The 25,531-nt window shown below is 36.5% G+C and carries 21 protein-coding genes, 2 riboswitches and 1 other annotated feature; of the genes, 7 read left to right on the forward strand and 14 right to left on the reverse strand.

The window, feature by feature from the left end; translation table 11 throughout:
• Positions 1-99: 99 nt before the first annotated feature.
• The 4 genes from alaS to AC3WSK_RS18955 all read right to left on the reverse strand — a co-directional run bounded on the left by alaS (position 100) and on the right by AC3WSK_RS18955 (position 6,057).
• Positions 100-2,760, reverse strand: coding sequence for an alanine--tRNA ligase (gene alaS, locus AC3WSK_RS18940; protein WP_427483542.1), 2,661 nt, complete (start codon positions 2,758-2,760; stop codon positions 100-102).
• Positions 2,761-2,837: 77 nt separating this feature from the next.
• Positions 2,838-3,052 (reverse strand) — a binding site (T-box leader).
• 114 nt (positions 3,053-3,166) lie between these two features.
• Positions 3,167-4,120: a magnesium transporter CorA family protein gene (locus AC3WSK_RS18945; protein ID WP_492414362.1), complete on the reverse strand. Its 954-nt coding sequence runs from the start codon at positions 4,118-4,120 to the stop codon at positions 3,167-3,169.
• 38 nt (positions 4,121-4,158) lie between these two features.
• Positions 4,159-5,109, reverse strand: a complete 951-nt coding sequence (locus AC3WSK_RS18950) for a magnesium transporter CorA family protein (RefSeq protein ID WP_492414361.1) — start codon at positions 5,107-5,109, stop codon at positions 4,159-4,161.
• Positions 5,110-5,130: 21 nt separating this feature from the next.
• Positions 5,131-6,057 (reverse strand): magnesium transporter CorA family protein, encoded by a 927-nt coding sequence (locus AC3WSK_RS18955; protein ID WP_492414360.1) that lies wholly within the window; start codon positions 6,055-6,057, stop codon positions 5,131-5,133.
• Between the two features lie 251 nt (positions 6,058-6,308).
• Positions 6,309-6,483, reverse strand: a riboswitch (M-box (ykoK) riboswitch).
• A gap of 679 nt (positions 6,484-7,162) precedes the next feature.
• Positions 7,163-7,338, forward strand: a riboswitch (M-box (ykoK) riboswitch).
• A 353-nt stretch (positions 7,339-7,691) separates the two neighbouring features.
• Here AC3WSK_RS18955 and AC3WSK_RS18960 point away from each other — a divergent pair.
• Positions 7,692-8,402 (forward strand): MgtC/SapB family protein, encoded by a 711-nt coding sequence (locus AC3WSK_RS18960; RefSeq protein ID WP_427483611.1) that lies wholly within the window; start codon positions 7,692-7,694, stop codon positions 8,400-8,402.
• 19 nt (positions 8,403-8,421) lie between these two features.
• Positions 8,422-9,195 (forward strand): magnesium transporter, encoded by a 774-nt coding sequence (locus tag AC3WSK_RS18965; protein WP_079562844.1) that lies wholly within the window; start codon positions 8,422-8,424, stop codon positions 9,193-9,195.
• Positions 9,196-9,284: 89 nt separating this feature from the next.
• Here the strand turns inward: AC3WSK_RS18965 and hpaB are convergent, their stop codons facing one another.
• Positions 9,285-10,721 carry a 4-hydroxyphenylacetate 3-monooxygenase, oxygenase component gene (hpaB, locus tag AC3WSK_RS18970; RefSeq protein ID WP_079562843.1) on the reverse strand — a complete coding sequence of 479 codons (1,437 nt, stop codon included), beginning with the start codon at positions 10,719-10,721 and terminating at the stop codon, positions 9,285-9,287.
• A gap of 343 nt (positions 10,722-11,064) precedes the next feature.
• Here hpaB and AC3WSK_RS18975 point away from each other — a divergent pair, with 343 nt between their 5' ends.
• Positions 11,065-11,253 (forward strand): hypothetical protein, encoded by a 189-nt coding sequence (locus tag AC3WSK_RS18975; protein ID WP_079562842.1) that lies wholly within the window; start codon positions 11,065-11,067, stop codon positions 11,251-11,253.
• A gap of 55 nt (positions 11,254-11,308) precedes the next feature.
• On the opposite strand, the gene recD2 is transcribed toward AC3WSK_RS18975, so the two are convergent.
• Positions 11,309-13,741: an SF1B family DNA helicase RecD2 gene (gene recD2 / locus AC3WSK_RS18980; RefSeq protein ID WP_079562841.1), complete on the reverse strand. Its 2,433-nt coding sequence runs from the start codon at positions 13,739-13,741 to the stop codon at positions 11,309-11,311.
• 438 nt (positions 13,742-14,179) lie between these two features.
• On the opposite strand from recD2, the gene hisA reads away from it, so the two are divergent.
• The 3 genes from hisA to AC3WSK_RS18995 all read left to right on the forward strand — a co-directional run bounded on the left by hisA (position 14,180) and on the right by AC3WSK_RS18995 (position 16,401).
• A complete protein-coding gene (hisA, locus tag AC3WSK_RS18985; protein ID WP_427483539.1) occupies positions 14,180-14,947 on the forward strand; it encodes a phosphoribosylformimino-5-aminoimidazole carboxamide ribotide isomerase in 768 nt (255 codons plus the stop codon).
• A 254-nt stretch (positions 14,948-15,201) separates the two neighbouring features.
• Complete coding sequence (locus AC3WSK_RS18990; protein WP_079562840.1) at positions 15,202-15,945, forward strand: GTP pyrophosphokinase; 744 nt, start codon at positions 15,202-15,204, stop codon at positions 15,943-15,945.
• Between the two features lie 165 nt (positions 15,946-16,110).
• Entirely contained in the window at positions 16,111-16,401 is a 291-nt protein-coding gene (locus AC3WSK_RS18995; RefSeq protein ID WP_079562839.1) for a 3-isopropylmalate dehydrogenase, read from the forward strand.
• Between the two features lie 137 nt (positions 16,402-16,538).
• Here AC3WSK_RS18995 and AC3WSK_RS19000 read toward each other — a convergent pair whose 3' ends face one another.
• The 4 genes from AC3WSK_RS19000 to cymR all read right to left on the reverse strand — a co-directional run bounded on the left by AC3WSK_RS19000 (position 16,539) and on the right by cymR (position 20,384).
• A complete protein-coding gene (locus tag AC3WSK_RS19000; RefSeq protein ID WP_079562838.1) occupies positions 16,539-17,198 on the reverse strand; it encodes a tetratricopeptide repeat protein in 660 nt (219 codons plus the stop codon).
• An 83-nt stretch (positions 17,199-17,281) separates the two neighbouring features.
• A complete protein-coding gene (mnmA, locus tag AC3WSK_RS19005; RefSeq protein WP_492414359.1) occupies positions 17,282-18,406 on the reverse strand; it encodes a tRNA 2-thiouridine(34) synthase MnmA in 1,125 nt (374 codons plus the stop codon).
• 327 nt (positions 18,407-18,733) lie between these two features.
• On the reverse strand, positions 18,734-19,882 hold the full coding sequence (locus AC3WSK_RS19010) for a cysteine desulfurase family protein (RefSeq protein WP_079562836.1): 1,149 nt from the start codon (positions 19,880-19,882) through the stop codon (positions 18,734-18,736).
• 82 nt (positions 19,883-19,964) lie between these two features.
• Entirely contained in the window at positions 19,965-20,384 is a 420-nt protein-coding gene (cymR, locus tag AC3WSK_RS19015; RefSeq protein WP_053484768.1) for a cysteine metabolism transcriptional regulator CymR, read from the reverse strand.
• Between the two features lie 256 nt (positions 20,385-20,640).
• Between cymR and AC3WSK_RS19020 the strand changes: the two genes are divergently transcribed.
• Positions 20,641-21,930, forward strand: coding sequence for a replication-associated recombination protein A (locus AC3WSK_RS19020; protein ID WP_079562835.1), 1,290 nt, complete (start codon positions 20,641-20,643; stop codon positions 21,928-21,930).
• Positions 21,931-22,063: 133 nt separating this feature from the next.
• On the opposite strand, the gene AC3WSK_RS19025 is transcribed toward AC3WSK_RS19020, so the two are convergent.
• The 4 genes from AC3WSK_RS19025 to AC3WSK_RS19040 form a co-directional block, all read right to left on the reverse strand.
• Complete coding sequence (locus AC3WSK_RS19025) at positions 22,064-22,765, reverse strand: hypothetical protein (RefSeq protein WP_492414358.1); 702 nt, start codon at positions 22,763-22,765, stop codon at positions 22,064-22,066.
• 318 nt (positions 22,766-23,083) lie between these two features.
• Positions 23,084-23,602, reverse strand: coding sequence for a hypothetical protein (locus tag AC3WSK_RS19030; protein ID WP_079562834.1), 519 nt, complete (start codon positions 23,600-23,602; stop codon positions 23,084-23,086).
• 214 nt (positions 23,603-23,816) lie between these two features.
• Positions 23,817-24,206 (reverse strand): hypothetical protein, encoded by a 390-nt coding sequence (locus tag AC3WSK_RS19035; protein ID WP_240518334.1) that lies wholly within the window; start codon positions 24,204-24,206, stop codon positions 23,817-23,819.
• A gap of 342 nt (positions 24,207-24,548) precedes the next feature.
• The gene (locus tag AC3WSK_RS19040) at positions 24,549-25,310 is read right to left on the reverse strand and encodes a tRNA threonylcarbamoyladenosine dehydratase (RefSeq protein ID WP_079562833.1); all 762 of its coding nucleotides are present in this window, start codon (positions 25,308-25,310) and stop codon (positions 24,549-24,551) included.
• Positions 25,311-25,531: the final 221 nt, after the last annotated feature.

The following is a 25,531-nucleotide window of genomic DNA, read 5'->3' on the forward strand; positions in this document are numbered from 1 at the left end:
CCAGCACGATGCTGGTCACTCAGGCGTTTTCACAGGATGTGAAGTTCTTACCCTGAGTTCCTCTATTTCAGCGGGTGTTTAGACACCCGCTGAAAGAAGTTAAATGGATTTAACATAATCATACACAGAAAGTAGTGCTTCATCAAGTTTTGATGCTTCTTTTGCACCTGCCATCGCCATATCTGGACGACCGCCACCTTTACCACCACATGCTTCTGCTACCATTTTTACGATATTTCCGGCATGGTAATTGCCACCAACTAAATCTTTTGTTACTCCAGCACATAGCATAACCTTTTCGCCATCGACAGCACCAAGAATGATAACAGCCTTAGGCATTTTAGCTTTCAAGTCATCCATCATTTGACGAAGTTGATTGTTGTCCTTTGCTTCAACTTTAGTAGAAAGAACAGTTACATCCCCAAAAGTTTGCGCCGCGTCCACAATAGCCCCTGCTTGTGCATTCGCGATTTTTTGTGATAATGCTTCATTTTCGCGTTGTAAATCTTTGTAATCAGCTTGTAACGCTTGTACTTTTGTCACAAGATCTTTTGGATTTGCTTTTAATAATGCTGCCGCTTCGTTTAATAAAGCTTCTTCCTCTTTTACAGCTTCATAGGCAACTTTACCTGTCACAGCCTCGATACGACGAGTACCTGCACCGATACCACCTTCTGAAACAATTTTGAAGAAACCAATTTCAGAAGAGCGTTTTACGTGTAAACCACCGCAAAGTTCAATAGAGTAATCACCAATTGAAACAACGCGAACGATATCGCCATATTTCTCACCGAATAGTGCCATTGCTCCCATAGCTTTCGCCTCATCGATGCCTTTTTCTTCAATAACGACTTCTATATCATCCCACACTTTTTCATTTACAATACGTTCAATTTGTTGTAATTCCTCTTTTGTTACTTGTCCAAAGTGAGAGAAGTCAAAGCGTAAACGGTCAGGTCCTACATATGACCCAGCTTGGCTAACATGGTCGCCTAGTACATCTTTTAATGCACGTTGCATAATATGTGTTGCTGTATGGTTTTTAATAATTAAATTACGTTCATCACGGTTAACTAATGCTTTTACAGCATCTTCAACATGCATTTCTCCAGATTCTACAAGTACAGTATGAAGCGGCTGACCATTTGGAGCTTTTTGTACATCTTTTACAATGGCAGTAAAGCTATCATTAGCAATCACACCGCTATCTGCAATTTGACCACCCATTTCAGCATAGAATGGTGTTTCAGCTAAAATAACTAATGCTTCTTGCCCCTCAGATGCTACTTTTGACACTTGGCCGTTGACAATAATCGCTGCCACTTCTGTGTCTGTCGTTAATGTATCATAGCCTACAAATTCACTTGCAACCGTCAAGTTTGCTAGCACTTCGTTTTGTACTTGCATAGAATCCACATCTTGACGAGCTGCACGTGCGCGTTCACGTTGTTCTTCCATTGCTACTTCAAAGCCTTCATGATCTACCTTCATGCCTACTTCTTCCGCATACTCTTCTGTTAATTCGATTGGGAAACCGTAAGTATCATATAAACGGAATGCATTTGCACCTGGAATATAGTCATGGCCTGCTGCTTTTTGAGCTTCTACCACTTCGTTAAAGATAGCAAGACCACCATCTAATGTTTCATGGAAGCGAAGTTCTTCGTTTTTAATAACACGTTGGATAAACTCGCATTTTTCCGTTACTTCTGGGTAGAAATCATTCATAATTTCACCAACAGTTGGTACTAATTCAAACATAAATGGCTTTTCAATGCCGATTTGTTTTGCATAGCGCACAGCACGACGTAGTAAACGACGTAATACATATCCACGACCTTCATTTGAAGGAAGAGCACCATCTCCAATAGCAAACGCCACTGTACGAATATGGTCAGCGATTACTTTAAATGGTGTATTGATATCTTCTTCCGAACCGAAGATTTCACTTAGCGCGACTTCACCTGGACGTTTGTATTTGCGATTTGCCAACTGCTCGATTTTTTCAATAATAGGCATGAATAAATCAGTATCAAAGTTCGTTGGAACATTTTGAACTACCGATACGATGCGCTCTAGACCCATACCAGTATCAATATTTTGCTTTGGAAGTGGTGTATATGTGCCATCAGGATTATGGTTGAATTGAGAGAACACTAAGTTCCAAATTTCAAGATAGCGTTCATTTTCACCACCTGGATACATTTCTGGATCAGTTTCATCTGAACCATATTCTTCCCCACGGTCATAAAAAATTTCTGAGTTAGGACCTGATGGACCTTCACCGATATCCCAGAAGTTCCCCTCTAGACGGATTAAACGCTCTTCCGGAATACCAATTTCGTTATGCCAAACGTCATACGCTTCTTGGTCTTCAGGGTGAATCGTAATCGATAAAAGTTCTGGATCAAAGCCCATCCATTTTTTATCCGTTAAAAACTCCCAAGCATAATGAATAGCTTCTTTTTTAAAGTAATCCCCAATTGAGAAGTTACCTAACATTTCAAAGAACGTATGGTGACGAGCTGTTTTACCTACGTTTTCAATATCGTTTGTACGAATTGATTTTTGGGCATTTGTAATACGCGGATTTTCAGGAATGATACGACCATCGAAATATGGTTTAAGTGTTGCAACACCTGAGTTAATCCAAAGTAATGATGGGTCATTGATCGGCACAAGTGGTGCTGATGGCTCATGATGATGACCTTTTTCTTTAAAGAATTCTAGATACATGCGGCGAATTTCTACTGCTTTCATTTGAAAAGTTCCTCCCTATATGTTTGTAAAATTACGAGATGAATCCGCAAATAAACATAAAAAAGCCCTCATCCCAAAAAAGGGACGAGGACTTGTAATTTATCTCGCGGTACCACCCTAGTTGTAAGTAAAAGTATACTTACCTCTTTAGCACTTGTAACGTAAGTGAACGGCAGGGATTAACTGCACTCTGGAGTAGCTTTCGGTATTCGCTATTGTGAGGATTTTTTCAGCCAAGAAATCCCTTTCTTTTACACGCACAAATACGTACTTTTTCCATCATCGTTTTTTACAATTTTCTAACAAGAATTATAAAAAAAATATGTTCTTCTGTCAATTGGCACTATAATTGCTAATCATAACTAAGCTCAATTTTTCTCCAAGGTAATTATCCTTCACACCGAGGCTATCGTGAGAAATAATTTTTTTTGTAAAAAACGAGAGTAGACAATCCTGTTAACAAGAACATTACAACAATCACTATCCAAAATGCATTTGATGTATTTTGATATGGTAGAGGTACATTCATTCCATAAATACTGGCAATTAACATAGGCACCGATAAGATGATTGTAAATGAAGCTAGTAATTTAAGGACTTGGCTTACGTTGTTTTGAATTACGTTACCATATGCATCCATAATATTATTTAAATTAATTTGATTAATTTCCGTCACTTCATATGCCTGATCTAATTCAATAAGCAAGTCGTCTAAAACACTTGCATCGTCTTCGTCTAATTTGATAGAGCTACCATGTAATATTTTTTGCATCGTAAATTTCATTTGTTTAAGAGAAGTTACCATATATATAAGACTTTCGTTTAAGTTAAGGAGTGTATACATCTCACTATTACGATATGACTTAGAAAGTTCTTTTTCTGCTAAAGTGATTTCCCGTTCAATTGTAGCTAAAAAACGAATATATGCTCGAGCCGTTATACTTAATATATTTAAAGTGTTACGCGTTTTCATATGTGTCTCACAGAGAGTCATTTCGCCGTTAAAGAAATCCTTCATAAAAGGTAGCTCCTCTCTACAAATCGTTATCATATGATTTTTTGTGTGTATGATACCCATTGGGATTGTCCGATACTTCACGTCTTGATCAGAACTCTCGACATCTAATTGATCATATGGGACATGAATAACTATCAAGACCGCTCCGTTGCGCTCTTCAATTCGCGGGCGTTCTTCTATATCAAGTGAATCAGTTAAAAAATTGTTTGGAACACCAAGAGCTGCCTCTACATGTTCAATTTCACTTGTTGTTGGTGCTTCTAGATGAAGCCAGCTGTTATAACCAATTTTTGATGTTTGTTCAAGCTTACCTTCTGAGGTACTTTTGTTAATTAAAAGCATTTTATAACACAACCTTTCTTACATACTATCCGAATATATTAGAAACGTAAAAATTTTGATTTGTAAAATACGTAGAAGAGACTTCCACTGATTCCTACCATTAGTCCAATAACTACTAAGAACATGAATGGCTGATCTTCATAGGGCAATGGGACGTTCATCGAGAAAATACTTCCAATTATAGTCGGAATCATTAATACAAGCGTAAGAGTAGTCAGTATTTTCAAAACACTATTTAGGTTATTATGAGTGATTGCTGCGTACGCATCCATAAGACCACTTAAACTAAGACTTCGCATTTCTGTTACTTCCGCCGCTTGTTCAATATCTACTAGCGCATTATGCAACATTTGTTGATCTTCTTCATATAGCTTTATACCTTGCCCTTTGGAAAGGTGTAAAAAAACATTGCGCATAGCTCGTAAAGATGTTGAGAAATATACTAAACTTTTATTAATATGAATCAGACCGAAAAGCTCTCTATTGTTATGTGACTCTTTTAATTCTCGCTGTAATCGTCCAACTTGTGCTTTTATACGCTTGAGAAAATCGAGATACGATTGAGCAATCGCTTCAAATAGAAGTAATGTTATTCGAGTCTTCATATGCGTTTGAAATGTTCCGTACTTTCCTGAAAATATGTCTCTACATAATGGGTTGTCTTCTTTTGTGACAATTATTAGATGGTCCTTTACATGAATAATCCCGATTGGTAATGTACGATAAGGGATTTCCTCGTACAAACGTTTCTCATTCATCACAACAGGAGAATTAAGAATGATGACCATTGACGAATCCTCTTTTTCAATCCGAGGTCTCTCATTGATGTCTAAAGAATCACGAATAAAATCTTTCGGAACATTAAGTTTATTTGAGATTTGGGAAATTTCAGCATCTGTCGGATCCACAAGATAGAGCAACGTGTTGTGAACAATCTCAGATACCTGTTGTAATTGACCTATTGAATTACTTTGATATATCGTAAGCATCTTTTTTCCTCACTTTCTCTTCTAAAATAGCCGTTTTTTATAAAACACCCAACCTGTTAACAAGCTAATGACTGCAGAGATTGACATTAGTACTGCTAATGCATATGCACCATCTTGTTTCGGTAACGGGACATTCATCCCATAAATTGTTGCGACCATCGTTGGAAACGTCAAAATAATCGTACATGCAGTTAAAACTTTCACTACAACACTTAGGTTAATTTCAATCGCAGCAGAATATGCATCCATCATATTACCTAAATTTTCGTTGTAAATTTTTGATGTATCAAGAGCTTGTTGCATCTCATTAAGAGTGCTTTGCATCCGTTTTTCATCTTCTTCATTCATTTCAAGTACTCTTGACAATTTCCTCATCATCAATAGATTTACTTTTAGTGCCTTTATGAAATAAACAAGGCTCTTATTTATATTGAGCAAAGTATACACTTCACTGTTCTTGATTGATTTTTGTATTAATTTTTCAGATACAATAACTTTTCGATCAACATCATCGAGACAACGTAAATAGTAACTAGCTGTAACAAGCAATAGCTGTAAAATAAAAGATACGTTTATATTGTTATTAAAACTTTTATCGAGATTTTTTTTAAATTCCTGTAAAACCAGATGATCATTACGACAAATTATGACAATTACTTCACTTGTTTGAATAATACCGATTGGAATTGTCCTAAATGGTATAGTATCACCATTTGGCATTTTTAAGGGTACATTGATAATTAGTAATAAATCATTTCCATTTTTTTCTACTCGCGATCGTTCGTCTATATCGAGGGAGTCACTGATAAAGTCAGTTGGTACCCCAAGGCGATTAGTAACGTACTGTATATCTTCTTCTGTCGGTTCAGTGAGATAAACACAGCTACCTTGAACGATCTTAGGCTGTTCTTCCAGCCCTTCTCTGCCTCTTTTATAGATTTTAAGCATTGAATCGTCCTCCTAATCTGTTGAACTAAAACAGATTTACGTTTTTTACTCCTACTATCTCCATCGGTCATACTTGGACTCTCCATTTTGACCCCCTCCTTTCTAAAAACGAACTCTTATTCTTCTGCTAAAAGGGGTGAAACTATATAGCAATCTGCGATAAGGTTCTTTTTTTGGAAATAAAAAAACCTCCAGGAGTCCCGGAGGTTTTAATAAAGCGCATAATAAAATAAATAAGTACAACAAGCACTTTCGATTCCCCCTAACTCGAGTTTTAGCACTATACACCGTAAAGAAATAAATAATCTCTTAGCCACCTTATGAAAAGCCTTAATTCGGCAATTCCTGTTCTACCCATGGGCATCTTTCGATATTTCTGGGCAGTGGCCTATGTTTGTATAGGAGCCTCACCTAACGAGGTTTTATTTAATTTCTTCGCCATCTTAATCCGTATTTTTTATTTTGTCAATAGGCTAATAATATTTTCAAAGTGTTTTTTATCACAATTTTCTGTTCCAAATTGGAAATCTCACTGAATTTTTCCCATACAGTACAGGTAAAGAGTTTTGCTTTTTTCAACACATTCTCTGTTCTTTTAAGCTGTTTTTTCAAGCGAAGAATTGATTTGCTTAGCAACAAAAGTTAGACTGAGGCGCTCGCTTCCCCCAACTCTCAATGTATTTTTAATCAATTTCAATATTGATCCTGTATAGATGCACTATCATTCTTAGTTCAGCCTTTGAAAACAAAAAACAATCCTAGAATTTATTAATTCATTTGATTTGAGTAGAAATACATAAAAGTTTGGGATGATATTTTTTAAACGTATGCTAAATATAAAAATTGACTTAAATGGAGCTAGACGAAAATCTGTAACGGGTAAGTAGAAAAACAAAGGCTAAAGGAGATACTTCCTGTAATACCCTTCGAGGTCAATGCTACAAACAGCTCATCCCGTCATCCAAGTGGGAAATGCATAAACAACAGAACTCCCTTATATGATGATGAGCCAAAAATACACTATTTCCTTGATACCATTTTAAGATTTTTGTTTTTGGAACAGTTGTTGACAATTAAAATTATTCGGAGTACAATGCTGAAAACAATAAGTCCTCGTTAGGTGAGGCTCCTATGCAAACATAGGCCACTGCCCAGAAATATCGAAAGATGCCCATGGGTAGAACAGGAATTGCCGAATTAAGGCTTTTCATAAGGTGGCTAAGAAATGAATTTCATTTCTTTACGGTGTATAGTGCTAAAACTCGATCAAGGGGAATCGGACGTGCTTTTTTGTGCGCTCTTCACCCCCTCTTTGAATCGATAGAGGGGTTTTTATTTTATTTGACTAAAAAGGGGGAAACATGTGATGGACAATTATTCGATATGGCATTTCATAGATTTAAATAATTCGAATATGGCAAAAGGCAGCGTTTTAACGTTCAGTCCACATATGTCCCTCTCTTCAATCATCCAATTCTGTTTTTTTTGCAAATTGGAAATATCAAGATAGGTTTATTTGATGTGTACGTCGAACAAGATACATTCTAAGCAAAAAGCTCCCTTTTTTTACGGGAGCTTTTTTTGTTTTAAAGGGCATTCTAAACAAAGAAATGAAGAGGTGATTAACGATGACAATGACAATGACAGTAGAAATGATAATCAAGCTAATCTTAGCTTTGCTATTCGGATTACTGATTGGGATTGACAGACAGATTAAACAAAAACAACTTGGCATAAGACCTAGTATGGTCATCTCTATTGCTAGCTGTTTATTAACAATTGTTTCTATAGAAGCATTCGGTAAATTTGGAGGTGCAAATCATCCGAATATGGATCCAATGCGACTTGCTGCGCAGATTGTAAGTGGAGTTGGTTTCATTGGGGCTGGCGTTATTTTGCGAAGAAGTAACGAGGTTATTTCTGGCCTTACTTCCGCTGCACTAATCTGGTCCGCTTCTGCGCTTGGAATTACGATTGGAGCGGGGTTTTATCTAGAAGCAAGTTGTGCTGTCATCCTCTTGATGGGTGCAGTCAATATTGTGCCCCTTCTCATTAAAACATTAGGCCTATCAACACTTAACCGTCAGGAAATTTCATTAAAAATTATCGTGGAATCGAATTATCGTATGACCGAATTAATTAAAATGATTAAGTATAAAGGGCAAAACGAACAATCAAAAAAAGATGAATATAAAATTCGGCATTTCAAGCTCAAAGATCTTGATAACGGCCACCAATTAATTGATTTAGTTCTTTCTGTACCGGAAGATCAGTATACTACGGAAATATATTATTATGTTAAAAAAATTGATCACGTTCTAAGTGTTGAAATTGAGAATTTGTAATAGAAAGGCGTGTCAAAAAATGATTAGATTAAACCAATACAAGTATAAAGAAGAGTACACATACTACATGTTGCAATCTTTAAAGTCTGAAAAAAAAGATTCCTTCCGAAAGGACTTCCTAGATTTACATCCGATGGATCAGGCAACATTTTTTATAGAACTCAGCGAGGAAAGACGCATTACAATTTATTCTTTTTTAACTCCTAGTGAATTTGGCGATATTTTTAGCGAGCTAGAACCGTCCATGCAGAAAAAATGTATTTTGGAGCTTGATCGGCCATTTGCAGTGGAGATGTTAAATGAATTACCTTCAGATGACGCTACCGATTTTTTGGGACTACTATCATATAAAGAAGCTGATTATTATTTAGAACAAATGGAAAAAGATGAGGCTGATGATATTAAACAATTACTTCAATACGAAAAAGGGTCAGCGGGAGCCTTAATGACAAAAGATGTAGTAATAATGGCAAAAGATGATTTAGTAATTGATGTGTTTGACCGCCTAAAGCATAATGAGGCAGATGCAGAAACTTTTAATTACTTATATGTTACAGATTTCAATAATCAATTGCTTGGAGTCGTATCATTACGAGATCTTATTATTTCTCCACCAGAGAGTCGAATGGCTGAAATTATGAACTCTGGAATCATTTCAGTGACTGCCAATACAAGCCAAGCTGAGGTCTTCCAAATCATACGCAAATATGGTCTTTTAGCAGTCCCCGTTGTAACAGAAAACTTTGAACTACTTGGAATCGTTACGTTTGATGATGTGCTAACTTATCTATAAAAATATTGATAGTATATATTTTTTACAGCCATTCATATAAAAGAGAAGTAACTGTTTAAATTAGTTTTTAAACAGTTACTTCCTCGAAATTAATTATTATTTTTTAAAAAGTTTTCGACTCTATCCACTAATTCTTCCCTATTGTAAGAATTATAAAGCGCGCTAGCTAAACGGACAGGGTCTCCAAAGAAAAAGCGCTCATATAGTGTTTGTCGTGTACCAAAGCTACTCATCGTTAAATCCCAAGCTAAGCGGAATTTTTTGACGCGCTCCTCTCCACCATCTTGAAAAGACTGCAAATAATGCTCAAGATCGCCGTCATCCGTTGCAAATGCTTTTTCACTTGGAATGGACATTAATCCACTTGCGCCAAGTAACTGGATAATTTCTGTAAAGGTCGGATACACTTTAGGAAAAATCTGAATAGCTACTTGTACTGTCGCATGGTCAGGTCTTAGAAAACCAAAAGCATCTATTTTTGCTTCTATTTCAGACTTTAACAGTAAAGCCTTCATCGTTTCTAATGCCACGATAATATCAACAACCTTTTGCTGTACATGTTGGTATTCGCCGATATTTATCGTATTTACAATTGACTGTGCAACACCTAAGACAAATTCTGTTTTGGCAATTTGACGTGTAAGAACTTGATGTAAACCATATGTTTGAAAACCACTTACGTTCAAAAAATTATTGGCAACTTCCATATTCTCATAATAAAAGACGCGTTCCCACGGTACTACAACATTATCAAATACAACGATTGCATCCATTTCCTCGTAACGACTACTTAATGGATAATCAAAAGCCGATTCCCCGCCGACAAATGATTGCCTACATAAAAACTTTAATCCTTTTGTATTACTTGGTATTGAGAAAGCAAAGCCTTTACCTTCATCATAACCATTTGTTGATATAACAAGGAGTTCATCTGTAATTCCTCCCTGTGTCGCTAGTAATCTCGCACCTTTAATTACTAACCCCTCGGTCGTTTTTTCCACAATTTTAGCAGCAATAATAACATCTTCATCTTCAAAATAAAATTTCCGGCGATTTACTTGTGGTTCGATGAATGTATGCGTCATTGTTAAATCGTTCTCACGGGCATACTCATAAAAATTTAATAAATGTTGAGGAAAACAATTTGGCTTATCTTTTAAATACTCCGCAGCCGATGCTAAAGCCATTAATGTTGTATTCATGTAATCCGGACTTCTACCCATAAGGCCATTATTGGATAATGCCCATTGTCGTACAGCATTGCGTCTTCTCACAAGATCCTCGACTGCCACCGCCTGAAGAAAAGACATACCTACACGGTTATTACTCGTTGGCGAAACATATGTCATCTCCTCGAACAATGCATCTTCATGTTGTAAATCAAAAAGCCTTGCCTGACTCTTCATAACTCCCTTAAATGCTGGATGCTCCGACACTTTCCCTGTGACAACTTTCCCATCAATCGAAATGTAGGTTTGTAAAGCGTCAATACGGTCAATATATTGCTGTCCTGTAATTACTGGCATGCAGTCACCCCTAAACGTCACAAATGTTTTTATACTTATTTAGTATATGAAACTTCCTAATTTAGGTTACGCCTCAGCAAACTGTATTATATCAGACCTTGAATTTTATAAACTGTACCACTTTATAAATACAGTTGAAAATCCGCCTTCATTGCATGATTTTTCAGTTACTTTAGAGAAAAATGGTTTCAATCAGCACTTTTTAAACAAGTTCATTTTTGCGACACATTCACAAAAAAGTCTACTTTGACTAGTACAGAATTGCTAGATTTTTTATTTATGCAGGTGTAAGATAGCTTCGAAACCAAAACGAAAACATCTTTTTAATAAAAGGAGAATATATATGAATAAACAAATCCTCTCGTACGTAGCTCAAATGGAAGCTGCTTTAATGAACAAAATGGAGGATCATAATGAAGAGAATCTTTTATTTTCTATTGCTTCAGATTTGATTGCCAAAGAAAAAGATCAATTTAAAAATGTGTGCCAAGCATATGAAGTAGTAAAACATCACTTAGTTGGTATTCACTAATTAAAAAATCGTACAACAAAACCCGATCAATTCAGAATTGACCGGGTTTTGTATTTTACTCATCTAAGAAATCATATGGCGAGATACCATCCATGCCAATTAATGGATGGATATATGATTCTGTTTCTACAGTTAGCTTAAAATCAATGGCTTGTTTTTCATTTTGTAAATCTTCGTTTACTGGATTCGTTTCTACTTCTTCAATTTCCTCTACAATATCCATTGGATTGAGCCTTGCACGTAGAGACGTAAATCGCTGCAAATCATCTGTACGCTGTAAGCCATCTGCTAGCACATCAGGCTCACCACATAAAATTAAGAAATTTTTCGCACGCGTAATACCTGTATATAGCAAATTACGACGCAGCATTTTAGAATACCCTCGTACAACCGGCATAATAACCGTTTGGAACTCAGAGCCTTGCGATTTATGAATAGAACAACAGTAGGCAAGTGTCAATTGATTGAGGTCACTACGTTGATAAGTTACTTCAATACCGTCGAATGATACAACAAGCAAATCTTGTTTCTCAATTGTTTCCTTGGCCTTGATAATACTAATTACCTCACCCATATCACCATTAAAAACATTACTTTCGGGTTGATTGACAAGCTGTAAGACTTTATCCTTTATTCGATATGTGACATCCCCAAAGACAAGCTCTTTTCTAGTACCCGTTTCGTTTGGATTAATAAGCTCCTGAATCATTCTATTTAAATTATCTATTCCTGCTGGACCTTTGTACATTGGTGCCAGCACTTGGATATTTCGGATTTCTTGCCCTTTCGCAACTGCACTTTTCACAACTTGAGTGACAACGCTTGCTACTTGATCTGATGCGGCTTTAATAAATGAACGATCGGACGTTTTTAACGTTAGGTCATTTGTAATATTTCCTCGTTTAATTTGGTGAGCAAGTTCAATAATAGTCGAGCCCTCGGCCTGTCGATAAACATCTGTTAATTCGACAGTAGGTATTTGACCGGAAGTCAACAAATCCTTTAACACCTGTCCTGGTCCTACTGGCGGAAGCTGATCTTGATCGCCAACAAATACAACTTGTACATCCTCATGCAAGGATTTTAATAATTGATGCGCGAGCCAAGTATCGACCATCGACATTTCGTCTACAATAATGAGTTTCCCTGTAACCTCACGCTCAGTTTCTTCCTCTTTTTCCTGACCAGTAAAGCCTAGCAATCGATGAATCGTCATTGCGGGAAGCTCTGTCGATTCCGACAAACGCTTGGCTGCACGTCCTGTTGGAGCACATAAAATAATCGGAAAAGGCTCTTCTTTTTGTGCATATTCCTTCGGGTTTAATGATAGTCCGTGTAGCTTTGCATACACTTCTACTACTCCCCGAACAACAGTTGTTTTACCTGTACCTGGTCCACCAGTTAAAATCATAACGGCTGAGTTTAGCGCTTGTTGTATAGCATTCGCTTGTGTCTCAGCATATGTAACATTGAGCAGCTCTTCTGTTTCACCAATTGCTTTGCGTATTTCGTCCTTACTAAAATGTTCAGCCTTCTTGTTACGTTCGATTAAAGCTACTATTTTTGATGCAATTCCTACTTCCGAGAAATATAGGGATGGCAAATAGAGTCTCGTTTCTTCCCCACAGATTTTACTTTCCTCACGCAATTCGATGCAAGCTTTAGAAATAGTCTCAAAGGGAATTTCCTCTCGTTGGCTCTGCTCAAGCATATCTTTTACAAGTGGTAAAACATTTTCAGCATCTAAATACACATGCCCATCCGATAATGCTGCAGTATTGAGAGTATGTAGAATCGCCGCCTTAATACGGTCTGGATGATTGCCGGTAATACCCAATTTAGAACCTAGTTCATCGGCACGAAAGAAACCTACACCTTCTACATCTTCAATTAAGCGATATGGATTTTCAGTTAATAATTCGATTGCCTCTGTCCGATACGTTTGGTAAATTTTCATGCCGAGCTGTGGTCCGAAACCCCATTCATTAAGTTGAATCATCACTCGTTCTAAGCCTAGATTTTGTTCAATCGTCCGATGAATAACCTCTTTTTTTTCAGCAGATAAACGAGGTACAGCATCAAGCGCATTTGGATCCTCTAAAATAAGACGTAACGCATTTGCGCCTAGCTTCTCTACGATTGTTTCAGCAGTTTTTCTTCCGATTCCAACAAACAAATCACTCGATAAGTAATGAATAATTCCTTGCTCTGTTGCTGGCACTTCCTTTGTAAACGTCTCAATTTGAAATTGAACACCATATTTTGGATGTTGCTTCAATAATCCTGTAAAACGATATTGTTCATCCATTTGTAAAGGAGGAAAATATCCAACAACAATTATTTCCTTATCTTCATACTGTAAGTTGGTCTCTTGAATTTTCACACGAACTATCGAGTACATATTTTGTGCATTATGGAAAATAGAGACGATTGGACGTCCGAGTATAAAAAATTTATTTAGTTCAAATAAATCAAGATTATCTGCCATTTTCGGTTCGTCCTTTCCCGTTCATTTCAATCATTATATTTTACCACACCGTAACTTGAAAAATCGTTTAAAAAGAGAATTCACTAAATTTTAATCACGTATGCCTCGATACAATTGTTGCTGTCGCTTTGCTTTCGCACAGATAAGCAATGCGCCTGGAAGTGACTTTGTGTTGATTTGCATGAGGGCAGACACAATGCGGTCATTTCGGTAATGGCAAAGGACATGGCATTTTTACTGGATGTGAAGTTCTATCCTAAGTTCCTCTATTTATCGAATGTCTGGATACAACGGGATACTTCTGTTAGTGGACCATTTTCGTTCGCTACAAAAACACTTACTTAAAGAATATTTCGATAACTGACAATTCACAGTTATTATCAACCTTTCCATGCTATTATATAGGTGAACTTATTGTACGGAAGGATTGTGAAGCTAATGGAATTTAGACCTTGCATCGATTTACACGATGGCAAAGTAAAACAAATTGTTGGCAGCACACTAGGTCATAAAGATCAAGAAGTTATCGAGAACTTTATTTCAAATCATGACTCTAGTTATTATGCAAAAATGTTTGCCAAGGATCAATTAACAGGTGGTCATGTCATCATGTTAGGTGATGGAAACGAAGAGGCCGCATTCGCAGCATTAGCAGCATATCCTCAAGGATTGCAGGTTGGCGGCGGCATCACGACAGAAAATGCAAAAAAGTTTATCGATGCAGGCGCTACTCATGTTATTGTCACATCATTTATATTCAATGATGGTAAGCTCCATTTAGATCGACTCAAGCAATTAGTACGAAATATTGGTAAAAAACATCTTGTTATCGACTTAAGCTGCCGTATGCGCGATGAAAAATGGTTTGTTGTTACTGATAAATGGACAAAGTTTAGTGATTTTGAAGTAAATGCTGAGTCTATAGCATTTATCGAAAATTTCTGTGATGAACTACTTATTCACGCTGTTGATGTGGAAGGAAAAAAAGGCGGTATGCAGGAAAGTTTAGTGCATGATTTAGCTACTTGGACAACGATTCCAACAACATATGCTGGTGGCGTTCGATCTTTAGACGACTTAAAGCGATTTAAAAATATTTCAAATGGTAAGCTTCACGTTACGATAGGTAGCGCTCTTTCAATTTTTGGTGGAAATTTACCTTATTCAGACGTGGTGGATTATTGCAAAAAAGACGGGGTATTATGATCAGCTTGATGATGAACAAATGATACTAAAGTTTTCAAAATCTTTAAATATTTAAATTATCGTTAAACTAAGGGGACTAAACATCCCCTTTTTTTTAATTTTACAATGTAAATTTATGAAATAGGAATACTATACATAGATTCAGAGCACTTATTTCTATTTAGTAGCTATTTTTGATAAGCTATTATTGATAATGTTAAATAATATTATTACTTCGTTAGCGCACATTATTAAAAGAAAGGATTTTATGAAACATGAAAAATGAACTTGAAGCAACTACTCTAAAAACTTTACAAACAGAATTAACACGCTTCTTTTTAGTCTATAAATTCGCCTTGCAGGAAATAGAAACGAAATTAAATATTTTACAAGAAGAATTTCAGCTAATTCATGAATATAATCCGATTGAGCATTTATCAACTCGAGTAAAATCACCCAAAAGTATCTTATTAAAAATGAAGAAAAATAACCTTGAGCCATCTATTGAAACGATTCGTGATAACATTCGTGATATTGCAGGTATCAGAATTACATGCTCCTTTGTAGAAGATATTTATAAAGTGAGTGCGATGATACAGGCACAAAATGATATTGAAGTTGTAGAGGTAAAAGATTATATTGCATCGCCAAAGGGGAATGGTTATCAAAGCTTGCATCTGATAATAAAAATCCCCATATTTATGTCTGATCGTATGGAGAAGGTATATGCCGAAATTCAAATTCGTACCATTGCAATGGACTTCTGGGCTAGCCTTGAACATAAAATCTATTACAAATACAACAAGGAAGTACCTGAACATATCCGTTTTGAATTGAAGGAAGCTGCTATTCAAGTAGCTGAGCTGGATCGAAAGATGGAACGACTGAATAGAGAAATTAATATTTTAAAAGAGAACGAAGCAGAACCTTCATTATTAGATGCTGCTCCAATTGCACATTTAGCACAATATATTTATCAACTACCATTTGATTATCCTTCAAAGGACAATAAAGACTAAAATCAACAAGGATGCCGAAATAATATTGGCATCCTTTCAGTTTGTCTACAAGACAATTAAATGAAACTTTGTTGATTCAAAAGTAGCTACTTATAAAAAATTGTAATTATTGGACAATTTAAATAGGAATTAACAAAAGTACGAATAATTAAAGGGCGTGAAACAATGGATTTCTTCACAATACTTATGTTTATACTTACAATTATCGCCAACATAATAGGATTCTTTGTGTTTTTAAAGAAGAAAAGTGTATATTCTGCCGCCTTAACTATATTAGGTTTAGCTATAGCGTTTGGTGGCGCAGGAAGTTTATTAGCAATAGCTATTATTAATGATCCCTTTGCAATGTTTTATGGTTTACAAATAGGGTACTTTCTGATGATTAATGGCGTGATCGTATTGGTAATTGCAATTTTAATAACAGTAGTAAAAGAAATTAAAAGGGTAAATTTGTGAAGTAAAGTACTTATACGTTCAGAGGCGTTAGTTGGCTAACAGCCTTTTAATAATATGACAGCTTTATCTCATTGTTCAGCAACACAAAAGGATGCCAATGTATTTTCGGCATCCTTTTCATGTTTTAAAAACTTTTTTTAATTAAATCGTTGTGCAATCATATCATAAAGATAACGTGCTTGGTCGTATTCGGGCTGTAACGTAAAGGCTTGTTTTAGGTGGTACATAGCATCTTTTGTTTGCTCAGTAGATACCGCATATAGCACACCCAAATTGTAATGTGCATCTGCGTTATTCCAATCCTGTTCGATCAGATAATCTAATTCTTTTTTACCTTCTACGAACATTTCTAGCGCACATAGCACGATTGCATATGCTAGACGAATCTGTGTGTCTTCTGGTGCAAGTTCTGAAGCTCGTTGTAAATATGGCAGAGCAAGCTTCGGATTTTCCATTCGCTCAAAGCATTTGCCCATCATATAATACACATCTGCGCCTTCAATTTTATGCTTTAGCGCTTGTTCATAAAGCTTTACTGCCTCCGCATAGCGTTCAGCGTTATAATATAAATTTGCTAAGCCATAGTAAGCAGTTGCTGCCGTTTCATCAACAGTGATTGCTTTTTGAAAGAAACGTTCTGCACGTTCAGTATCCTCTAAGACCGCTAAGAGATTTCCAAAATTCACATAACCAATTGGGTTTCCTGGCTCTGCTTCAATTGCTTGTGTAAAAAGTTGTGCAGCATCCTCGTAGCGCTTTTCTTGAAAGGCTTGAATGCCCTGCTCGTTAAAATTCATTGTTTTTCTTCACCTCTATGTAGCGAAAGACTGCTTTAATTCTATACGCTTCAGAAAAGTAGTATAAGCAGTCTTTTCGCTAATTAACCTACATATGTTAGTTTTTTGTTATTTTTAAAGACTTCGTCGATTGTACCGCCACCTAAACATTCTTCACCGTCATATAGTACTACAGCTTGTCCAGGTGTAATCGCCCGTACCGGCTCAGCAAACGTAATATGTGTACGTCCATCTTCTAAAATTTCCACTTCTACTGGTGTATCTGTTTGACGATAACGGAATTTTGCTGTGCATGAAAATTTCCCGGGCAATTTTTTTGTCGAAGCATAGCTCATTTTCACAGCAGTCAGTGAAGTAGAAAATAATGAATCATTATTAAAACCTTGTCCAACTAGCAGCACATTGCGCTCCAAATCTTTTCCTAACACGAACCAAGGTTCACCGTCACCACCAATTCCAAGACCATGACGTTGACCAAGCGTATAGTACATTAATCCATCATGGTGGCCCATTACGACACCATCCATCGTTTCCATTTTACCAGGTTGAGCTGGTAAATATTTACTTAAGAATTCTTTGAAATTACGCTCTCCAATAAAGCAAATTCCTGTTGAATCTTTTTTCTTCGCTGTAGCTAACCCAGCTTCCTCCGCAATTTTACGGACTTCCTTTTTCTCAATATGTCCAATTGGGAACATTACATGCGACAATTGTTCCTGTGATAATTGGTTTAAGAAATACGTTTGATCTTTATTATTATCAATACCACGAAGCATTTTTACTTCGCCATCACCACTTCGATCAACTCGAGCATAGTGACCTGTCGCTAAATAATCAGCTCCAAGATCCATCGCGTGCTCTAAAAACGCTTTAAATTTAATTTCCTTATTACACATAACATCAGGATTTGGTGTACGTCCTGCTTTATATTCTTCTAAAAAGTAAGTGAAAACCTTATCCCAATATTGCTTTTCAAAATTCACAGCATAGTAAGGAATACCGATTTGATTACATACTTTAATAACATCATCATAGTCTTCTGTAGCTGTACAAACGCCATTTTCGTCTGTATCATCCCAGTTTTTCATAAATATCCCGATTACTTCATATCCTTGTTGTTTCAGTAAATATGCAGCAACCGAAGAATCTACCCCACCCGACATGCCGACAACAACACGAATTTGTGAGGGGTCACGTGTTTCTTTCATTATGGTCACCTTTTCTTTTATTCAATTTCTATTAAATATATAATTTTTCAAGCGTGTTAATTTACCATTTTTATCCACCCCAATTAATTAGAAGGCTCTGATTTCCGCTACGGGCTACTCACTTTGTAGCTGCCGCTTTACAGAAAACATTTGTCGCTGACGCTTCGCTTTCGCACAGAGCAAAGCTTCCTGCGGGCGAGCGTCGAGCCGCTTCCTCCGCTACAATCAGTTAAAATGGGTATACATTAGCAAAATATTAACAAAGATTTTATCGCTCAATAATAAGCCTGTTTTTTCCTAATCAACACGCCTGAATTTTTCAGCAAACTACTTTTTCGCGAGTCTTTTCACAATCTCTGCTGTTTTTTCTGCCGCATGTTGTGCATCAGCTTCTGTTAAACCTTGTCCGAAGCTAAAACGAATCGAGTTACGTAATTCCTCTGTATCTTGACCAAACATCGCAACTAATACGTGTGATGGATCAATGGAGCCAGCAGTGCATGCAGAACCACTAGATACGCAAATACCTGCCATATCAAGATTTACAAGGAATGACTCTACTTCCATACCAGAAAAACTTACATTTAAAACGTGTGGGAGCGTATTTTCTAACTCTCCATTCACATGAAATGCTAGATTTTCCTTCGTGAAAACATCCAGCATAATTTGCTTAAAGCGATTGTATAGCGCACGCTTCTCTTCTCGCAACTCATTTGCAATTTGCACTGCAGTTGCAAAGCCAATCACTGCGGGCACATTTTCAGTACCTGCACGACGTTTTTTCTCATGTGCGCCACCTAATGCATAGCTAGTGAATGGTATTCCGGCTTTTTGGTATAGGAAACCAATACCTTTAGGCCCATTAATTTTATGTGCGGAAACACTTAGTAAATCAACATGTAAATCAGCAACATTAATTGACTCTAAACCATATGCTTGAACAGCATCTGTATGGAAAACAGCCTTATGCTCGCGTAGCAAATTACCAATTTCGGCAATTGGTTGAATTGTACCGACTTCATTATTACCGTACATAATCGTTACTAAAATTGTATCCTCACGCAATGCATTTCGCACGTCTTCTACAGAAACACGTCCATTTTCATCTACTGGTAAATATGTCACATCAAAGCCATCTCGCTCAAGTTTTTCACAAGTATGTAACACCGCGTGATGTTCAATTTGAGTAGTAATGATGTGCTTCCCTTCAGAAGCCTGTGCATAAACAGTGCCAAAAATAGCTGTATTATCCGCCTCTGTTCCACCACTTGTTATAATAATTTCCCCAGGTTGAGCGCCAATAGATTTGGCAAGTATTTCACGTGCATCATCTAAATATTTGCGCGCCTCTCGACCTATCCCATGAATACTTGATGCATTCCCATAAACTTGTTGCATTGCTGTAGTCATAGCGTTTATTACGTTGTCATTCATTGGTGAAGACGCAGCATGATCGAGATAAATATATGAATTCATGTTGAAAACTCCTTTGTACGAAAAGCGCTAAAGATTCATCTCCATGCCATTGAGCATGGAGATGTGCTTTAGCCTAGACATTTTAAATGTAGAACATATAGCCTTCCGCTACATTTTCCTCAGTATATTGTGCTAAATCTTCAATTGTCGTTGTATCTAATACATTTTTCACAGCATCACGAATACGAAGCCATAATTCTCGCTGAGGAGCTTCTTCATTTTCAATACCTTCTACTGGTTGAATAGGACCCTCTAACACACTAATAACATTAGCCGCAGAAATTTCACTTGGTGGATTTGCTAGCATATATCCACCATATGCTCCGCGCACACTTTTCACTAAGCCTGAATTACGTAATGGTGAAACTAATTGCTCTAAATATGCCTCAGAAAGCTCCTTTTCTGCAGCAATTTTTCGCAGTGGAATAGGTCCTTCTCCATAATGCTTTGCTAATTCAATCATGATCGTTAGACCATAACGGCCTTTTGTAGAAATTTTCATTTTATCACCCTCAAATAGTCTAGTCAAAAATACTACAAACAGTATATCATAATCTCCTCTCGTATAACTCGGAAATACTCTCAGGAGGTTATGATATACTATTAATTGCGCCTTAGTATAGTTAGGCAAAATACTATTATCGTTTTATTTTAAGCAAAAAAACATTCAGCAAATCAACTATGCCTCGGCATAATTGCGTGACACCCGCTGAAATAAGTTAAAAATCAATAAAAACAGTTGAAAGGGGGAATTTTCAATGCATAATGAACCACTCGCTTATCGCATGCGTCCTTTAACCCTTGATGAAATTGTAGGACACCAAGATTTTATCGGTCCTACTACCGCTCTTTATAAAATGATTCAAAATGAGCATGTCCCATCCATGCTACTATTTGGTGAGCCAGGTATCGGCAAAACGTCAATAGCGAATGCCATAGCAGGAAGCTCGAACCTTCCCTTTTTCGCGCTTAATGCAACTCGCGCTGGTAAAAAGGATGTCGAGGATATTGTACAAGAAGCTAGAATCTCAGGAAAAGTCCTTCTTTTTTTAGATGAAATTCATCGTTTTAATAAATTACAGCAAGATGCTTTGTTGCCACATGTGGAAAATGGCTCAATCGTGTTAATTGGAGCTACGACGGAAAATCCATACCATGATGTAAATCCCGCTATCCGCTCACGTTGCGGAGAAATCTACCAACTACAACGTTTAACGATAGAAAATATCATCGAACTTATAAAAAATGCACTTTCTGATGAGAAACGCGGGCTAGGTAAACATCATTTTGTCTTAACAGATCCTCAAATTGAACAAATTGCTGAAGCAGCTAATGGTGACGCTCGGAAGGCATTAACCTTGCTTGAATCGCTTTATTATGCAAGTGATGAAGTCGACGGTCGAACAATTGCTGCTGATCATATTCTTAAGCATCTTATCGGGAGAATTGGTGTTTATGGTGATAAAAAGGGATCTCATTTTTATAATTTACTATCTGCGTTGCAAAAATCGGTTCGTGGAAGTGATACGAATGCAGCATTGTTTTATTTAGCTCATTTATTGGAAATAGGTGATTTAGTAGCTGTTAGTCGACGCTTACTTGTGATGGCTTATGAAGATATAGGACTTGCCAATCCTGATGTTGGACCGCATATGCTTGCGGCTGTTCAAGCGGCTGAGCGTTTAGGGCTACCCGAGGCACGTATCCCGCTTGCAAGTGCTGTTATTGAAATGTGCCTTGCATCCAAATCCAATTCTGCAATTTCAGCCATCGATGCCGCCATTGCCAGCATTCATGAAGGAAAAACTGGCGATATTCCGCATCATCTACGCGATGCTCATTATGAGGGAGCAAAAGATTTAGGTCATGTAGGCTATCAATATCCCCACAACAGCCCTATTGGCACATTTGGTGGCTGGGTTGACCAGCAATATTTACCTGATGCGCTAGTGGGCACAGAATTTTATAAACCTGTTATTGCAGGTGAAGAAAAACGAATGGCAGGAATCTACGAAAAGCTTAGATCTTTTCATAAGGATGGAAAGTAATATCTTTACTTTATTAGCTTAACTGAAAATCATAATATACTATTTTTTCATGAAAGTAGGGCACTTCAATCTGAACTAGAAGTGCCTTATTTTTTTCCTTACTTTCAAAAATAACAGGAAGCGTACTAAGCAATCATCCTGTAAAAGTCTCCTTATTTGTTGTATAACGGTTATTGTAAAATCGGTTCAATATTTCTTCCATATTTCTAATTGCAGATAATTTAGTCGTCTCTTTCTGCTCCTCATGTAAATAATGAAGAAAATTATAAGTTTGATAAAGTAGACTAGCAAATTCCTGAGAGTTCTCCCGAACTTCAAAGCGAATTGCTTTTACAGCAATCGCTTGACCGATCGATTGCTCCCTTGACGGAGAGAGTTGATCCTCCGCATTTCCATCTGTAGTTCTATATAATAATTTTAATGTCTCATACACTTCCTTGTTATTACTAAACCGTTCCTTTATCCACCGTAAGACAAATTGTACTAGGATAATAGCATAAATAAGTGACAAACTTTCATCTCCAATAGATTTTTTCGACAAATGTTTAAAGTATTCAGCTTGTGTCACCAGTTCGAATATGATTAAACGAATTGGATATAGGAGCGCATGTTCACTGTTGTTATATAATTTTTCTCCACCTTTATACAATGCCAACCAAAAATCTCTAACTAATGAGATGGATTTTCTTGTCGCGAGAGCTAATTCGCATTGAATAAGCTCATGTTCGAGTGTTGGTTGTATAAGCCGTAGAAATAATAATTCCTCATCCTCACTTACTAATAAGAGTGGTTTTTCTAATTTCGCTAAATCGATTTCGATACCGTTTATTAACATTGAACAGCCTCCTCCAATCAATTATGCCTCGGCATAATTGTGCCGCCACTTCTTTTAACAAAATAATGATGAAAAATCTTACACATAGATTTTCAATTTTTTACTATATTTCGACAAGAATTTATAAATACCTTTTAAGAAAAAAGTCCTTTTTTAATTTTCGTACAACAAAAAAATCTGCAAAACTTTAACAATCAGAAAACCCAATCATCCCTCGCAAAGTAGCGTGCTATAAGGATTGCTGGATTAACCGCAAAAAGTAAGCAGATTCTAAACAGTTATTCTATTTTCTATAAGTGATGATAAATCACTCCTATATTATGCTTTAAATTCATGCTCAACAAATAGTTTAAATTGATGCATACATTGTTTGACTGCACCTTTTTGTTCCAGTACTGCATTTCGCAGTGATACAGTTTTCTCTTCATCTTTTACGACTTCACTATAAAGTGCGAAAATCGCTGATAATAATTGTTCATTCTCCTCCTGGTCAATGCTAGGTAAAGAATAGGCTGCAATTGTTAATAATTGCTCAACTTTTTCAGGTGTTTTTTGTAACTCATTAGATGAATAATAAGTTGATGCCGCTAAAAAGTAGCAAAGCTTTGCACAACAATCTATAAACAAATGCCAATAAGTATTGGCACTTGGTAATTCTCCTGCCCTATTGTCTAAATACTCTTTATAATATGTTGTAACCTTTGTATATAAAGGATTTAGTCCTCTCATAGCCTTTGAATAATTATTAGATGTATCCAAATAGTCAAATACAATATCATTCATTTGCTGCTGAAGTTTTACAATATCTAAATGATCACGAATTACTTGAATCTCCATTTTACCACTCTCCGATGTTCTCATTTGTTTTCTAAACGCCATTTCTACTTCCCTAAGCAGTCGTGTACATTCCAAACAAACTGATCTATTATCTATTGGAATTTATTCAAATTATAGCAATAAACTAAATAGAGAAGTGGTCACATGAAAAAAATAAGACAATTTCGTGAATTAATAGCATTTTGAGCACGTTAGGCGAACTATTCTGGTAAAATTATGTTCTTTGAACATAATCATCAAATAAAGATTGCTCTTTCGTTCGATCAATTATTTCTTTAATACTTCCTTGCGCATATTTTTTTATTCTTTTTTGCGGTATATAAAAATAGGCAGTGTTTGTAATTAACCACTCACTAAGTGTTAGTTCATTATCCGGTTGCTGATTTGTCAATATACGTTTATGTCGGAGTATATCCGCCATTTTGTAAAAGCCATCTGATAGCTCGTAAGCCGAAACATCAAAATTAAAAATAGGGCTAACAACCTGTCCAACATCAAAAATATGAATTGTTTGCCCTTCTTCATCAATAGCTAATTCTACTGTGCTAATTTCATCGAATAGATTTAAGCCTCTATATTCCATTTGATAGATTTGCTCCATCATAAAATGCCTCCTTTTATAGGTTCTACAGCAAATATTGGAGGAGTCATAATGTGAGGCTGCCCTAACGTTCAGGCGACCGTCTCTCCCTCATTAACTACCTAACAAATATCTTAGACCTCTTTTTTTACAACGCTCCTATTGTAACATATAAAAAGCAGCTGTCTTCAACAAGACAGCTGCTTCCATAAAATGGTCCGCCATCATAACTGATGGTGATTTTCGTTCTTCTACTAGAAGATACCATTTTTATTTTTTATCGAGAAATTTTTTAAGTTTATCGATATATATTGTTAATTTTACCGATGATCATTTTGAATTTATCGACCACCTATCAAAAGTGCATTAGCCTTGTACACGTGTAATTTTTACATCCTTTACGATTGCATTCACTACCCAGCTTGCTGCAATTAAACCTGCCACTGAAGGAACGAAGGCATTGGAAGATGGCGGCATTTTTGCTTTACGGATAGCTGCATCCGGTTTTCCGACATGCTCCACTACATCTGGACGAACTACAATCGGACTCTCATCCGAGAAAACAACCGTTACTCCTTTATGAATACCGTCCTTCCGTAATTTCGTACGGATTATTTTAGCCAATGGGTCCGTATGCGTTTTTGAAATATCCGCAATTTTGAAACGAGTAGGATCCATTTTATTGGCCGCACCCATACTAGAAATAATCGGTATATTTCGTTTTAAACATTCCTTCATAAGATGAATTTTATACATCACTGTGTCACTTGCATCAATGACATAATCTATGCCTTGTGCGAAAAATTGCTCATATGTTTCCTCTGTGTAAAACATGTGCATATCAATTACTTCACATTCTGGATTAATATCAGCAATACGCTCTTTCATGACACCTGACTTAGATTTTCCGACCGTTGAAAGGTAGGCAACTAATTGACGATTAACATTTGTAATATCTACATTATCCTTATCTACCAATATAATGCGACCAATACCACTTCGTGCACATGCCTCAGCAGCAAATGAACCTACACCGCCTACACCAAGAATGGCTACTGTCGTATTTTTTAATTTTTCGAGCCCCTCTGTTCCTATTGCGAGCTCATTACGTGAAAATTGATGTAACATCCTTACACTCTCCGTCTATTGAATTTTTATTCCACTTTAATGAGCACTATATAATCGCCCATAAAGCACTATTAGTGAAAATGAATAATTAGCGGTAGATAAAGACCTTCCACTGATTTCTTCATTAGTAAACCTAGTTAAATACTAAGATAAAATCAAACTTATCTTACATGTTATCACGATATTCATCAAGGAAAAATTATAACTAAAAAAAATAAGTA

It is taken from the genome of Lysinibacillus sp. EB271-A1-10B, assembly GCF_058791335.1.

What these genes read in the sequence shown, in the direction of transcription:
- alaS (WP_427483542.1), bottom strand. Translation starts at nt 2,760, where the DNA reads ATGAAAGCAGTAGAAATTCGCCGCATGTATCTAGAATTCTTTAAAGAA.
- AC3WSK_RS18945 (WP_492414362.1), bottom strand. Translation starts at nt 4,120, where the DNA reads ATGCTTTTAATTAACAAAAGTACCTCAGAAGGTAAGCTTGAACAAACA.
- AC3WSK_RS18950 (WP_492414361.1), bottom strand. Translation starts at nt 5,109, where the DNA reads ATGCTTACGATATATCAAAGTAATTCAATAGGTCAATTACAACAGGTA.
- AC3WSK_RS18955 (WP_492414360.1), bottom strand. Translation starts at nt 6,057, where the DNA reads ATGCTTAAAATCTATAAAAGAGGCAGAGAAGGGCTGGAAGAACAGCCT.
- AC3WSK_RS18960 (WP_427483611.1), top strand. Translation starts at nt 7,692, where the DNA reads ATGACAATGACAGTAGAAATGATAATCAAGCTAATCTTAGCTTTGCTA.
- AC3WSK_RS18965 (WP_079562844.1), top strand. Translation starts at nt 8,422, where the DNA reads ATGATTAGATTAAACCAATACAAGTATAAAGAAGAGTACACATACTAC.
- hpaB (WP_079562843.1), bottom strand. Translation starts at nt 10,721, where the DNA reads ATGCCAGTAATTACAGGACAGCAATATATTGACCGTATTGACGCTTTA.
- AC3WSK_RS18975 (WP_079562842.1), top strand. Translation starts at nt 11,065, where the DNA reads ATGAATAAACAAATCCTCTCGTACGTAGCTCAAATGGAAGCTGCTTTA.
- recD2 (WP_079562841.1), bottom strand. Translation starts at nt 13,741, where the DNA reads ATGGCAGATAATCTTGATTTATTTGAACTAAATAAATTTTTTATACTC.
- hisA (WP_427483539.1), top strand. Translation starts at nt 14,180, where the DNA reads ATGGAATTTAGACCTTGCATCGATTTACACGATGGCAAAGTAAAACAA.
- AC3WSK_RS18990 (WP_079562840.1), top strand. Translation starts at nt 15,202, where the DNA reads ATGAAAAATGAACTTGAAGCAACTACTCTAAAAACTTTACAAACAGAA.
- AC3WSK_RS18995 (WP_079562839.1), top strand. Translation starts at nt 16,111, where the DNA reads ATGGATTTCTTCACAATACTTATGTTTATACTTACAATTATCGCCAAC.
- AC3WSK_RS19000 (WP_079562838.1), bottom strand. Translation starts at nt 17,198, where the DNA reads ATGAATTTTAACGAGCAGGGCATTCAAGCCTTTCAAGAAAAGCGCTAC.
- mnmA (WP_492414359.1), bottom strand. Translation starts at nt 18,406, where the DNA reads ATGAAAGAAACACGTGACCCCTCACAAATTCGTGTTGTTGTCGGCATG.
- AC3WSK_RS19010 (WP_079562836.1), bottom strand. Translation starts at nt 19,882, where the DNA reads ATGAATTCATATATTTATCTCGATCATGCTGCGTCTTCACCAATGAAT.
- cymR (WP_053484768.1), bottom strand. Translation starts at nt 20,384, where the DNA reads ATGAAAATTTCTACAAAAGGCCGTTATGGTCTAACGATCATGATTGAA.
- AC3WSK_RS19020 (WP_079562835.1), top strand. Translation starts at nt 20,641, where the DNA reads ATGCATAATGAACCACTCGCTTATCGCATGCGTCCTTTAACCCTTGAT.
- AC3WSK_RS19025 (WP_492414358.1), bottom strand. Translation starts at nt 22,765, where the DNA reads ATGTTAATAAACGGTATCGAAATCGATTTAGCGAAATTAGAAAAACCA.
- AC3WSK_RS19030 (WP_079562834.1), bottom strand. Translation starts at nt 23,602, where the DNA reads ATGGAGATTCAAGTAATTCGTGATCATTTAGATATTGTAAAACTTCAG.
- AC3WSK_RS19035 (WP_240518334.1), bottom strand. Translation starts at nt 24,206, where the DNA reads ATGATGGAGCAAATCTATCAAATGGAATATAGAGGCTTAAATCTATTC.
- AC3WSK_RS19040 (WP_079562833.1), bottom strand. Translation starts at nt 25,310, where the DNA reads ATGTTACATCAATTTTCACGTAATGAGCTCGCAATAGGAACAGAGGGG.